Origin of the sequence: Rothia sp. HMSC072B03, from assembly GCF_001809565.1 — a bacterium.
GTDB classification, from domain to species: domain Bacteria; phylum Actinomycetota; class Actinomycetes; order Actinomycetales; family Micrococcaceae; genus Rothia; species Rothia mucilaginosa_A.
Window position 1 is genome coordinate 107,739 of sequence record NZ_KV797964.1, and the last position, 12,519, is coordinate 120,257.

Below are 12,519 nucleotides of genomic sequence, written 5' to 3' on the forward strand. Positions count from 1 at the left end.
GACGCGGGGCGGTTGTGGCGACGCAGTGGTACGAATAGTACAGACGCGTTGGCGCAATCGCCCCTCTCCACGCCTCAGCTTCTTTTCTTACCGCCGGGCCCCATCCGCTGATGCGGCCCGCCCCCCTCGCTCAAAGGACATGTTATGACCCACTCACCCCGCATCTCTGCGGTTATCCCGTTTTACGGCGAGCCGGAACCGGTTCTCTCCATCATTGACACCCTCCGCGCGCAGAAGGGGATTGACCCCTCCGATGTCGAGATCGTCGTTTCGGACGACGTCTCGCCCGTTCCCTTCCCCGAGGTTGAGGGCGTGACCGTCGTGCGCCGTGCCGTCAACGGCGGCTTCGGTAAGGCCGTGAACTCCGGCGTCGCTGCTGCGACCGGCGAATGGGTGTTCATCCTCAACAGCGACCTGGAGCTGGATGACACCTTCATCTCCCGCATGCTCGCCGCAACCGAGGCACACGGCCAGGTTCTGGCCAGCCCGCAGGTCATCGGCCACGACGGCCAGCAGCAGTGGGTGGCCCGCAAGTTCCCCACCGCCGGACATATCGCCTGGGAATGGTTCACCCCCTTGGCTCGCTTCAAGCCGACGAAGTGGTGGCACCGCGGCGTTGGACACGATGTTGAGGCATGCACCGGAACCTCCGACGCGAAGGTCGACTGGGTTATGGGTGCCTGCATGGTCGTGCCTCGCGCCGTATTCAACCGCCTCGGCGGCATGGACGAGCGCTTCTACATGAACAGCGAAGAGGTGGACTTCCAATACCGCCTCTCGCAGGCCGGCGTGGACCGCTACCTGATTCCCTCGGTGACCGTTACCCACGAGGGCGGCGGGTCTTCCCCCTCGGAGCGTCGCATCCAGTGGCTGACCACCGCACGCTTCATCTACGCCGACAAGTGGGGCTGGGAAAAGAAGCTGGCCGTAGCCCTGCGTGCGACCAGCTACGCGAACTTCCTCGTGAACTCTGTGCGTGCGCTGCGCAATAAGGATGTAGACGCTCGCGGGTTCCTCGCCGCCGACCTGGAGCGCATCGCCAAGGCCGAGCGCCGCGAAAACTAGCTCTAGTGTCCGCACCCGGTGCGGAGCGCCCCATAGCTAAACGTTGGAGGTGACACACTGCGTAAGCATGTGTCATCTTCTGCTTTCGTTGTAAAATTTTAGTAGGTATGTTTGAGCGCAAGCTCTGCTTGAAACGTGCCTCTCTGCTTCACTCCAACACATAGCACCGCACGGTTTTGCCCTGCGGGTTCTTATAGCAAACGCCGACAGGATCCAATCCTCATATGACTCAGCCCAAACTTCTACTACTCTCACCCGCATTCCACGGGTACTGGAAGGCGATTCAGGCATCCCTGGAAGTGCACGGATACGATGTGCGCACCCACATCTATGATGCTCCGGGTACCCTCTCCGAGCGCATCCTCAACAAGCTCGCCCACGAGCTACCCGAGAAGTACCGCCCCGAAAGCTTCGCGGCTCAGGCAACTCGAAAGGCTATCGATGCTTTCAACGAGTTCCACCCCGATATTGTGCTGGTCATTAAGGGCGATATGCTCTCCCGCGAATGGTGGGACCTGCTGGAGACCTCCGGCGTTCGCTACGGCACCTGGCTCTACGACGAAATGCGACGCATGAGCTACACCGAAGAGGACCTGCACCACCTGGGCTCGCTGGCAAGCTACAGCCCGCTGGATGCGCAGCACCTGCGTGAACAGGGATTCGAGGTGCTCGACATGCCGAACGCCTACGACACCCACTGCCCGATTGTTCCCGTCCGCGAGGACTCCATTAACTTTGTGGGCGCCAAGTACCCCAACCGCGAGGAGACCCTGCAGGCCCTCGTCGCCGCCGGTCTGCCGGTGCGTGCTTACGGTCGTGCTTGGTCGCGTCACCCCTACGATATTCTGCGCACCAAGCAGTTCAAGGACTCCGGCGTTCCCGCCGGCCGCGACATCGACCGCTCCGAGGCCTACGGCATCATGGCGTCTTCCCCTGCTACCCTGAACATCCACAACAACCAGGACGGCTTCACCATGCGTACCTTCGAGGCGCCCGGCGTGGGCGCCCTGCAGGTGATTGACCGCCCCGACGTGGACCGCTACTACATTCCGGGTGAAGAGGTTCTGGTGTACGAGAGCATCGATGAGCTCATCGAGATTTGTACCCGCATTTTCCGTGACCCGAAGTGGGCGCGAAAGATTCGTGAAGCCGGTCAGAAGCGAACCCTGGCCGAGCACACCTTTGATCAGCGCGTCAAGATTTTGGAGCAACTATGGGCCTAACCTACCCCCTCGACATTGATGCATGGGCCGCCTGGCAGAAGCGCCAGAACACCCTGCGTTGGGCTAAGGGCGAGGCCCGCAGCCTTATCGGACGTCTGCGCGGGGGCGCGGCGGAACAGGAAGCCCCTGTTGGCGGTGTTCTCTACACCCGCGGCGCCGTACCCCGCGTGCTCATCGTGCTCGATTCTTTCTCTCCGACGAGCCGTAACTCCCTGCTGGAGCCGCTCAAGTACCTCGAGAACGTGGGCGTGGCCCTGTGGGTCCCCGAGGATGCCTCGGAGTACCTCAACGGCCAGTACGCCACCGAGCGTTACGGCCGTGATGCCTGGACCGAACAGGAAGTGACGGGCGACCAGCTGCAGGGGCTCCTGCCCGGTGTGCGCGTGGTCCTTTCCCTCGGCCACTACCTGGCCCGCGGCGCGGCCGCCTACGAGTACTCTCGCGCGATTGGTGCTGAGTACTGGGTCGTACAGCACGGTCTGCTCGTGCCGCAGGCACCGCCCCTGCCGGTTGGCGCAACTCTGTTGGCGTTCAGCGAAGCCGACGCAGAGTTCTGGGCGTCGGGTCGCCGCGACGTGACCACCCACGCGGTGGGTTCCCAGCTGCTCTACCTGGCCGCTCAGAAAGCCGCCGGTGCCGAGGCGCAGAAGCAGAACGATTTGGAACCCATCTTCCTGGGCCAGATGCACGGCGCCGAGCTGCCGCGAGCATCCTTCGCTTTCGCCGCGCACTCCTTCCTGAAGAAGTACGGCGGTATCTACCGCCCGCACCCGAGCGAGAAGGACAAGCTGTCGGTGCTGACCCACAAGCTGTGGGAGAAGGAAGGCATCCGCATTGATCGTTCCGGAACCCCTCTGAACGAGGTACCGAACCCCGTCGTGTCGATTTTCTCCACCGGTGTGCTGGAGGCGGCTATCCGCGGCATCCCGGCCTGGGTGTACCACCCGGCACCGCCCGCATGGCTTGTGGAATTCTGGGACCGCTACGGCATGAACCGGTGGGGGAGCGAACCCACCCCCGCCCCGGTTCAGCCCGAGAAGGAACCGGCACGCCGCATCGCAGAACTCATCATCGAAACTCTGGAGGCATAATGCGTATTCTCTGCGTCATTCCCGTACGCGGCGGCTCGAAGGGCATTCCGCGCAAGAACCTGCGCCCCATCGCGGGTAAGCCGCTGGTCGCATGGACCATCGAGCAGGCCCTGGCCGCGAAGGAAGAGCTTGCCGGTGAGCACGAGCTGCGCGTTGTCGTCTCCACCGATGATGCCGAGCTGGCCGATATCGCCCGCGAGTACGGTGCCGAGGTGCCGTTCATTCGCCCGGCCCACCTGGCGGAGGACACCACCGCAACCGAGCCGGTCGTCGAGCACGCCATCGAGTTCTACACCGAGAACGACTGGGCACCCGAAGCCGTCATGCTGCTGCAGGCAACCAGCCCCGTGCGTCTGCCCGGTACCCTGGCACGCGCGGTCCGCCAGTTCGTCGAGAACGACAAGGACTCCATGGTCGGCGTGATTCCGATCGGTCCGTTCATTTGGACCTGGCACGCCGATGGGGAACCCACCGCAGCCTTCGAGATTATGCATCGTCCGCGCCGTCAGGAGCTGACTAAGGAAACCTTCCGCTACCGCGAGAACGGCTCCATGTACATCACGAAGACTCCTGTGTACACTGAGCACCACAACCGCCTGGCCGGCTACCCCGGCGGTACGATTGACTTGTTCATGCTCAACGAGGTTGAGGGCGTCGACATCGACGCGCCGATTGACTTCTCCGTGGCGGAACATCAGCTCACTCAGATTCTGAACGAGAGCAAGTAACCCTCGTCCCGGCGACATTCTCGTCGCCGTCCCGGATTGACCGGCACTCAGTCATTCAATAGAACACTCACGAAAAGGTTCAAACCTATGATTATTGAACGTAATATCGCCCCGTATGTGGTCTTCGCTGAAGACCCGATTCTTACCGCACTGCAGAAGATTTCTGCCAACGGCCAGCGCATCATCTTCCTGGTCAACGAGTCCGGTATTCTGCGCGGTTCTCTCTCCGACGGCGATTTCCGCCGCTGGCTGATTGCCAACCCGACCGCATCCCTGGAGACCAGCGCCCTGGATGCCGCTAACACCAACCCGCAGACCGCTCCGGCAGATGCCGACCCCGAGACCCTGCGCGCATACTTTGCCAAGGGCATCAACCACGTTCCGCTGACCGACGAGCGCGGCCACCTCGTGGCGCTCGCCATGGACGAGCAGGACGTCCTGCGCATCGGTAAGCACACCATCAGCGAGGACTCCCCGGCCTTCATCATCGCCGAGATCGGCAACAACCACCAGGGTAGCGTTGATTTCGCTAAGGAACTGGTGGACCTGGCCGTTGAGTCCGGTGCCGACGCCGTGAAGTTCCAGCTGCGTGACATGGACGCCCTCTACCGTCAGCGCGGTGCCGCCACCGCTGGCGAGGACCTGGGCGTGCAGTACACCCTGGACCTGCTCTCCCGCTTCTCCCTGAGCGTGGACCAGATGTACGAGGTCTTCGACCACGTCAAGCAGCACAACATGGATATCATGTGCACCCCCTGGGATGCCCCCTCGGTGCAGGCACTGGTCGACTACGGTATTCAGGGCATGAAGATTGCTTCTGCCGACCTGACCAACCACGAGCTGCTGCGCGACGTCGCATCCCGCGGTCTGCCCATGCTGGTTTCCACCGGTATGAGCCGCGAGGAAGAGATTCGCGAGTCCGTGGCCCTGCTGCGTAACGCCGGCGCATCCTACGCCCTGCTGCAGTGCCAGTCGGCCTACCCCGCACCCTTCAAGGACGTGAACCTGGCCTACATGGACCGCCTGGCCGAGATTGGCCAGTGCCTGGTCGGTTACTCGGGCCACGAGCGTGGCTACCACGTGCCGATTGCCGCCGTTGCTCGCGGTGCAAAGATCATCGAGAAGCACTTCACCACCGACAAGACCCTCGAGGGTAACGACCACACCGTCTCTCTGCTGCCCGAGGAATTCAAGGCCATGGTCCAGCAGATTCGCGAGGTTGAGGCAGCTATCGGTTCTGCCGCTCCCCGCGAGGTGTCCACCGGTGAGCTGATGAACCGCGTGAACCTGGCCAAGTCCCTGGTCGCTACCCGCCACATCGCTAAGGGCGAGGTCGTGACCGAGGCCGACGTGGCCGTGAAGTCCCCCGGCCGCGGCCTGCAGCCGAACCACCTGCCGCAGCTGGTCGGCCGTACCATGCAGCGCGACGTTGAAGAAGGCTCGTTCTTCTTCGAGGGCGACCTGAAGGATGACCTGGTCACCCGCCGCGACTTCAAGTTCGATCGCCCCTGGGGTCTGCCCGTCCGCTACCACGACTACAAGCCGCTGATTGAAGAGGCTAAGCCGGACTTCCTGGAGTTCCACTTCTCCTACAAGGACCTGGACATCAACATCGACGATGTCTTCGACTCCAAGCTGGACATGGGCTTCACCACCCACCTGCCCGACCTCTTCGCCGGCGACTTCCTCGTGGACCTCGCCTCGAAGGACCCCGAGGTGTGGGAACGCTCCATCGCCGAGGTGCAGCGCACCATCGACATCACCCGTGACCTGACCCGCTACTTCACCGTGGACGAGGACCCGATCATGGTTGTGACCATGGGCGGCTTCACCAAGGACAAGCACATCCCCGTCTCCGAGCGTGCCGAAAAGTACGAGCGTATCGGCGAGGCTCTGAAGCACCTGGACGCATCTGGCGTGCGCCTGGCCGCTCAGACCCTGCCCCCGTACCCCTGGCTGATGGGTGGTCAGCAGTACCACAACCTGTTCCTGGATCCGAAGGACACCGCGGAGTTCTCGCGTGCCTACGACACCGCGCTCTGCCTGGACATCTCCCACACCATGCTGGCTTCTAACTTCCTGAACATTCCGCTGTCGGAGGCTGTTGAGCAGCTGGCACCGCTGTCGATTCACCTGCACCTGGTGGACGGCGTTGGTGTTGACGGTGAGGGCGTTCAGGTTGGCGAAGGCGACGTGGACTGGGCCGCGCTGGGCAAGCAGCTGCGTGAGCTGGCCCCGAAGGCATCCTTCATTCCCGAAATCTGGCAGGGCCACATCAACAACGGTGAAGGCTTCTTCACCGCCCTGGACCGCCTCGAGAAGTGGCTGTAGAAAGTAGACACTCACTCATGAATTCAAACGGAGTTCCCACGGCCCTGTGGGTCGTTCCGGTTCCCGATTTTGGTGGAGTAGCTCGGCACGTTGTCGATATGGCACGTGCCGGGCTCCCCGGCTTTAACCTGGTGGTTCTCGCACCCGAGGGTAAGCTGACCGAGCGTCTTGAGGAACTGGGCGTCACCGTCGTGAAGGCCGAGTTCGGCCCCAATTACGGTTTTAAGACTTCCTTTGCTTCTTTGAAGAAGGCTATTGAGCAGCTTCGCCCGGAGATTGTGCACAGCCACCTGGCGTATGCGGATGTTGTGGCTGCTGCCGTGGTGAATGCCCTGCGCATCCGTAGCGTTATCAAGCGTGGTACCTGCGTGCCGAAGCTTCTGACCACTGAGCACGGCATCGCCGGTAATGACTCGGTGTACCACGGTAGCTCCTGGCGTTCGAAGCTCATGGAGACCGTGCACCGCGTGCGCCTGTGGGGCACCAACCGCGCGATTGCCGTGTCCCGCTCGACCGCCGACCAGATGCGCTCCAAGTGGGGTGCTCGCGGCGTGGAGCTGGTATACAACGGCGTGGACATCCCCGTAGTGGCCGCCGCCGTCGCCGAGAAGCGCGTGCCCGCCGAGGGCGGCCCGCGCATTCTCTCACTCTCGCGTCTGTCGCCTGAGAAGGGCATCGACGTGTTGCTGGACGCCTTCGCGCGCCTGCGCGAGGAGTACCCGCAGGCTCACCTCGAGATTGCCGGTTCGGGCGATTTGGGGGAGGAGCTGAAAGCCCACGCTAAGCGTCTGAACCTGGGCGATTCGGTGACCTTTAGCGGCTTCGTTAACCCCATTGAGGCGATGGGCCGCAGCGATATGATCGTTCAGCTTTCGGTGTGGGAGAACTGCTCCTACACCCTGTTGGACGCCAAAGCAGCCGGGCTGAAGACCGTGGCAACCGCCGTGGGCGGTAACCCGGAGATTCTGAACGCCGACGAACTGGTGGACCGTCAGAGCCTCAAGCTCACCGAAGAGGTTCTGCAGGCGATGCGCCGGCAGCTACAGAAGGGCGATAAGGAGCCTTTCACCTGGATTTCGAACGAGCAGATGGCTGCTCAAACGGTTGATATTTACGCACGTGTACTTCGAGGAGGCCGACGATGAGCCAGACTTCGCAGGTTTCCGCGCACTTGAATGAGCCCGCTGAGAAGCCCGAGGTTTCGCGCTTCTCTGAAACCGTGTCCCGCGGTAGCGAATACGTGCGTCGCCAGAGCGGTCAGATTCGCATGCCTGAATTCATCATGGCGTTTCTTCTGCTGTTTGGTGACGCTGTGCCGGGTGTCGGTCTGCCCTTTAACCAGGTGGTTGTTATTGTCTTGGCGGCATACGGTTTGACCCGTAAACCGACTTTTGACGTGAGCCGCTACGCAACCCTGCGGACCATCATGTTTATCGCGATGGGTTACCTCGCAATTGTCTCGCTTAACGGCGTGCACTCCGAAGACGCATCAGACTGGACGAGACGTCTGCTCCGCCTGGTTGCGGCGACAGTCCTCATCTGGGTCATCGCGGATGGGCGTCTGCATATTCGTTCCATTGTTTTGGGATATTCTGCAGCAATCATTTTCAACGCGGTAGCTTATTTTGCTGGTTTTGCTCCGGTGACTGGTTACTACGGCTACCTGACCGGTTGGCTGAACGATAAGAACTTCTCGGGTCTGGTGTACTGTCTCTTTGGCCTGCTGATTTTGAGCTTTGCCCGCAACAAGATTGAAGTCATCCTTGCCGTGGTGGTTTTCTCCGGTCTGCTGTGGGCTACGGGTTCGCGTACCTCGATTGCGGCGTATGTAGCGGGCCTGATTTGGATTGTCATTGCGAACCGCCTGAAGACTTTTGGTCGTATTGCGCTGGGCGTTGCCCTGTACTGGCTGATTGATATTTTGACCAGCGACTACGCGCAGTCCGGCGTCTTCGCGGACCGTACCGGTACCGATGCGTTGCGCTCGCTGATTGACCAGGCTGCGGAGGTCAAGGTGCAGAACACCGGCTTCTTCGGCCAGGGCTTGGGTGAAGCGTATGTTTACCTGACCCATACCGGGTCCAAGACGTGGTTCTTCCACAACTCGTACTGGTCTGCTCTGGTGGAGGGCGGCTGGCTCTGGATGATTCTGGTCGTAGCCATTACCGTGCTCTACATCGTGAACGTATTTAGCGGTAAGAAGACCCTGCCGGCTAAGTTCTACGTTGTCCAGGGCGCCGGAGTTGCCATCATGATTTGTGCATCGCGTCTGGGCGAGGTGTTCTACACCTGGCCGTGGGCTGTGGCCTGCGGTTTGGCAATTCGCGTGTTGGTACTGGAACGCGAACAGAGTCTGGGCACCGGCCATGATGAGTCGAGCGTCGAAGGCTTCGACGAGCGAATTGAGGTTCGTGATGCTGAAGAAGCCGATAACCACGTAATAGCTGCCCAGAATGCCCATAAGGCGTAGAGGATATCCACTTTGTATCCTCTGCCTCGACAGGCAGTTTCTCTAAGTCTTGAGCATAGCGCGCAACGCTTATTGGAGCGCCTTGTTCTGGCGTATCCGGGGAACCTAGATGGTTCTGTAGAAGAACAATATCCCCTTCCCTGGTGAATTGCTCTAGGAGTAGAACAATGAAAAAAGAACTGTATATTGCTACCAATAACGGTGACATGGGCGGCGGCGAGGTCATGCTCCTGAACGTGGCCCGCGCGGCCCGGAGCCTTGGCTATAAGGTCACCATCGTCGGTCCCTCCGAGCCCAATCAGCTCGTGGAGGCGGCCGCCGATGAGGGCTTCGCCCGCGTCGTGCTTCCGGCGAAAAACCGAGCCCAGTACATGCTGGCACTGCGCGCCTGGCACGCTCGCCACAAGGACGTTCTGCTCTGGTGCAACGGCCTGGTTCCTGCAGCGGCCACTGGCGGTCGTAAGAACCGCATTGTGCACCTGCACCAGCTACCGGCCGGATTGAACGCCAAGCTGGTGCCTTTCGCCCGCCGCAAGGCTTCCGTGACTCTGGTTCCCAGCCGCTATGTGGAGCACTCCTGCCCCGGCAGCGAAGTCTTTGCAAACTGGGTGAGCGGCGTGTCCACCGCCCTGGACCACAGCGTGGGCGACCGCCGCCTGCGCGTGGGGTACCTGGGTCGTCTGACCCCCTCGAAGGGTATTGCGACCCTCTGCTCGGCCATGAGCGCCTTGAACTCTGATGAGGTCGCCTACGACCTGGTCATTGGCGGTGAACCCGTGTTCGCCTCGGATGAGGAGCGCACCGAGGTGGAGGAAGCGCTGAAGCAGGTGTCGTCTTTCAGTACCCGACTCGGCTGGACCACCCCGGACCAGCTTTTTGGTTCCATCGATATGCTGGTGGTTCCCTCCATCGCCCCCGAGTCCTTCGGTCTTGTGGTTGCTGAAGCGATGAGCGCCCGCATCCCCGTGATTGTGAGCGATGCCGGTGCCCTGGCCGAGGTCGTGGGTGGTGAATCCTACCCCTATATCGTCTCGGCCGGTCAGCCTCTGGATTTGGCCGCCGCCATCAAGAGCCTGGGGGAGGAGCTGCGCGAGAACTCCTCCGACCTGGCAGAACGTACCTCCGAACTGTTCTGGCGTTGGCAGGAGAACTACTCTCCCGAGGCGGGCAAGGTTCGCGTGGGCGAGGTTCTGGAACGCTTCGCTCGCTAATCCCTATGTCTGATCCCTCCCCACGGGATACTTCACTCAAACTCTCATCTCACCTCAACCCGAAGGAAAAGCATGACGACTCACCGTTACAAGGCTGCGGTCATTATCCCCTCTCGCGGTGGCGCGGAGATTCTGCACTACCCGCTGGATGCGCTTGCCGAGCAGACGGAGAAGGACTTCCAGGTCATCGTGGTCCTCGATGGCGATATCGATAACAGCGAGGCCGTGGTTGATCGCTACATCGCCGAGGGCAAGCTGAACCTGACCAAGATTGTCTTTGAGGAGAACCGCGGCCGAGTGGCGGCGCTGAACGCCGGCCACCGCGCGGCTGATGCCGATATCCTCATCCGTTGCGATGACGACCTGCAGCCGGCTCCCGATTACGTCGCTAACCAGATTCGTCTGCACCGCGACTACGACGGCGTGATTGGTACCCTCAAGAACGTGTACCCGGACACCCCGTACTCCCGTGTGTACGGTAACTTCCGCGATGCGCGCTTTAAGCAAGGTGCCCTGAGCGTGGCCGAAGAGGGACGCTGGCTGTACTGGAACGGAAACTCGTCGATTTCCGCTGAGTTCTACGAGCGTACCGGAGGCTATGATCCGGCTTACCGCCTCTACGGTTGGGAAGACGTAGACATGGGCAAGATGGTGCACGATGCCGGTGGCCGCATCATTATTTCTGACGATGTTGAGGTCAAGCACTATGCTGAGGCCACCACCACCGCGGTGCGTGCCCTGCGCGCCCTGCACTCGGGATCTGCCCGCACGATTTTCGTCCGTAAGCACGGAGATGCTGCACATCCGGCCCCGAACCCGAGCGGCCCGTGGGGTTTCTTGGTCAAGACCCTGGCCCGGTTCACGACCGAGAAGACCATCAAGACCCTGGGCGATGCGAGCGATAAGATTCTGCTCAAACTGCCGGCGAAGCTGGCCGAGAAGCTGGTGGCTCTGCAGGTTGAGGCTGCATCCTACGCAGGTATTCACTATCCCGAACGCGCACAGAAAGTTTTCTAGGAGGGAAAAGAAAATGTCACTCGCTCAGCTCTTGACCTCCGCTCCGTTTACCGGGCCGAAGAATCCCGACGCGGTGCTGGCAGATATTCCGAAGGGCTTGAAGAAGGTGGCGCACCTGGTGCGTCGCTACGTACCCTTTGTGAAGCCGGAGGCAACAGAGGAAATCGCAATTGCTCACGACTACCTGACTCAGCGTGGAGGCGCCGAGCGCGTGGTCTTGGCTATGCATCGCGCGTTCCCGGACGCCCCGATTTACACGACCCTGTACGATCCGGAGGGAACGTTCCCCGAGTTCAAGGACGCTAAAATCATCACGAGTCCTCTGAACAAGATTGGCTACCTGCGCCGTAACCACCGCATGGCCCTGCCGATTCTTCCGCTGGCTTCCTCCCTTCTGAAGGTTCCCGCGGAGCGTGCCGTGGTATCGACGACGGGTTGGGCGCACGGCTTCAACTACGCGGGTCGCAAGTTTATCTACTGCCACTCGCCGGCTCGCTGGCTCTACCTGAGCGATCAGTACCTGGGCGAGAAGAGCACCGGTCCCGTGCCGCTGCTGCTGAAGACGCTACGTCCGGCGCTGATGCTGTGGGATCACTGGGCTGCGCACCGCTCGGCGGTTTACGTGGCGAACGCCAGCGTCATTAAGAAGCGCATCGAGAACGTGTACGGCAAGAAGGACGTTCCGATCTTCTTCCCTCCGCACTCGGTGGACCCTAAAGCTCCGACGGAGCCGATTCCGGGTCTTGAAGAGTTCATGAGCGGGGAGGATTACTTCCTGATTGTTTCGCGTCTGCTGCCCTACAAGAACGTGGACAAGGCCGTGGAAGCCTGCAATAACCTGGGCAAGAAACTGCTGGTGATTGGTCACGGTCCCGAGAAGGAACACCTGCAGCAAATTGCGGGTGACACGATTCGGATTGCCTCGGGTGTGACGGATGCGCAGCTGCGCTACGCCTACCGCCACTGCCTGGCGCTGCTGGCAATTTCCTACGAGGACTTCGGCATCACTCCGCTGGAGGCCGGAGCGAGCGGCAAGGCGGTCATCGCCTACCGCGCGGGTGGCTTCCTGGATACGATTCAGGAAGGTAAGACGGGCGTGTTCATCGAGCAGCCCACGGTGGAGCAGCTGCAGGCAGCTCTGGAGGTCTTCAACCCGAAGGACTGGGACGCCGACTACATCCGTGAGCACGTGGATAGTTTCTCGGAGGCACGGTTCATCAGCCGACTGAAGTCCTACATCCAGGCGCTTCCCGAAGACCAGTAAAGGCGCTTCTCTCGCTTGTCCGTGCTCTCCGATCGTTCATGGAGACAAAGAAGGCGGGGCGGTCAGACTAAAAGTCTGACCGCCCCGGCCTTCTTTACGTTATACCCGCTTTCGAGCTA

10 protein-coding genes are annotated in these 12,519 nt (G+C 61.2%); all 10 read left to right on the forward strand.

Going from position 1 to position 12,519, the window contains the following annotated elements; translation table 11 throughout:
* Positions 1-144 precede the first annotated feature (144 nt).
* The 10 genes from HMPREF2630_RS01035 (at position 145) to HMPREF2630_RS01080 (ending at position 12,400) form a co-directional block, all read left to right on the forward strand.
* Positions 145-1,065, forward strand: a complete 921-nt coding sequence (locus HMPREF2630_RS01035; RefSeq protein ID WP_070482979.1) for a glycosyltransferase family 2 protein — start codon at positions 145-147, stop codon at positions 1,063-1,065.
* Positions 1,066-1,289: 224 nt separating this feature from the next.
* The gene (locus tag HMPREF2630_RS01040; RefSeq protein ID WP_070482982.1) at positions 1,290-2,288 is read left to right on the forward strand and encodes a CgeB family protein; all 999 of its coding nucleotides are present in this window, start codon (positions 1,290-1,292) and stop codon (positions 2,286-2,288) included.
* Positions 2,279-3,379 (forward strand): hypothetical protein, encoded by a 1,101-nt coding sequence (locus HMPREF2630_RS01045; protein ID WP_049332971.1) that lies wholly within the window; start codon positions 2,279-2,281, stop codon positions 3,377-3,379. Before HMPREF2630_RS01040 ends, HMPREF2630_RS01045 begins: the two co-directional genes overlap by 10 nt.
* Positions 3,379-4,107 (forward strand): acylneuraminate cytidylyltransferase family protein, encoded by a 729-nt coding sequence (locus HMPREF2630_RS01050; protein WP_070482985.1) that lies wholly within the window; start codon positions 3,379-3,381, stop codon positions 4,105-4,107. The genes HMPREF2630_RS01045 and HMPREF2630_RS01050 overlap by 1 nt, the downstream gene beginning before the upstream one ends.
* An 87-nt stretch (positions 4,108-4,194) precedes the next feature.
* Positions 4,195-6,438 (forward strand): N-acetylneuraminate synthase family protein, encoded by a 2,244-nt coding sequence (locus HMPREF2630_RS01055; RefSeq protein WP_049343032.1) that lies wholly within the window; start codon positions 4,195-4,197, stop codon positions 6,436-6,438.
* Positions 6,439-6,455: 17 nt separating this feature from the next.
* Complete coding sequence (locus tag HMPREF2630_RS01060; protein WP_070482988.1) at positions 6,456-7,583, forward strand: glycosyltransferase family 4 protein; 1,128 nt, start codon at positions 6,456-6,458, stop codon at positions 7,581-7,583.
* Positions 7,580-8,908: an O-antigen ligase family protein gene (locus tag HMPREF2630_RS01065; RefSeq protein ID WP_070482992.1), complete on the forward strand. Its 1,329-nt coding sequence runs from the start codon at positions 7,580-7,582 to the stop codon at positions 8,906-8,908. Before HMPREF2630_RS01060 ends, HMPREF2630_RS01065 begins: the two co-directional genes overlap by 4 nt.
* A gap of 167 nt (positions 8,909-9,075) precedes the next feature.
* Positions 9,076-10,119 (forward strand): glycosyltransferase family 4 protein, encoded by a 1,044-nt coding sequence (locus tag HMPREF2630_RS01070; RefSeq protein ID WP_070482994.1) that lies wholly within the window; start codon positions 9,076-9,078, stop codon positions 10,117-10,119.
* Positions 10,120-10,191: 72 nt separating this feature from the next.
* Positions 10,192-11,136 (forward strand): glycosyltransferase family 2 protein, encoded by a 945-nt coding sequence (locus HMPREF2630_RS01075; protein ID WP_070482998.1) that lies wholly within the window; start codon positions 10,192-10,194, stop codon positions 11,134-11,136.
* A 13-nt stretch (positions 11,137-11,149) separates the two neighbouring features.
* Positions 11,150-12,400 (forward strand): glycosyltransferase, encoded by a 1,251-nt coding sequence (locus HMPREF2630_RS01080; RefSeq protein ID WP_049343037.1) that lies wholly within the window; start codon positions 11,150-11,152, stop codon positions 12,398-12,400.
* Positions 12,401-12,519: the final 119 nt, after the last annotated feature.

Excerpts from the sequence above, each read along its gene's own strand:
- HMPREF2630_RS01035 (WP_070482979.1), top strand. The coding sequence starts at position 145 with ATGACCCACTCACCCCGCATCTCTGCGGTTATCCCGTTTTACGGCGAG.
- HMPREF2630_RS01040 (WP_070482982.1), top strand. The coding sequence starts at position 1,290 with ATGACTCAGCCCAAACTTCTACTACTCTCACCCGCATTCCACGGGTAC.
- HMPREF2630_RS01045 (WP_049332971.1), top strand. The coding sequence starts at position 2,279 with ATGGGCCTAACCTACCCCCTCGACATTGATGCATGGGCCGCCTGGCAG.
- HMPREF2630_RS01050 (WP_070482985.1), top strand. The coding sequence starts at position 3,379 with ATGCGTATTCTCTGCGTCATTCCCGTACGCGGCGGCTCGAAGGGCATT.
- HMPREF2630_RS01055 (WP_049343032.1), top strand. The coding sequence starts at position 4,195 with ATGATTATTGAACGTAATATCGCCCCGTATGTGGTCTTCGCTGAAGAC.
- HMPREF2630_RS01060 (WP_070482988.1), top strand. The coding sequence starts at position 6,456 with ATGAATTCAAACGGAGTTCCCACGGCCCTGTGGGTCGTTCCGGTTCCC.
- HMPREF2630_RS01065 (WP_070482992.1), top strand. The coding sequence starts at position 7,580 with ATGAGCCAGACTTCGCAGGTTTCCGCGCACTTGAATGAGCCCGCTGAG.
- HMPREF2630_RS01070 (WP_070482994.1), top strand. The coding sequence starts at position 9,076 with ATGAAAAAAGAACTGTATATTGCTACCAATAACGGTGACATGGGCGGC.
- HMPREF2630_RS01075 (WP_070482998.1), top strand. The coding sequence starts at position 10,192 with ATGACGACTCACCGTTACAAGGCTGCGGTCATTATCCCCTCTCGCGGT.
- HMPREF2630_RS01080 (WP_049343037.1), top strand. The coding sequence starts at position 11,150 with ATGTCACTCGCTCAGCTCTTGACCTCCGCTCCGTTTACCGGGCCGAAG.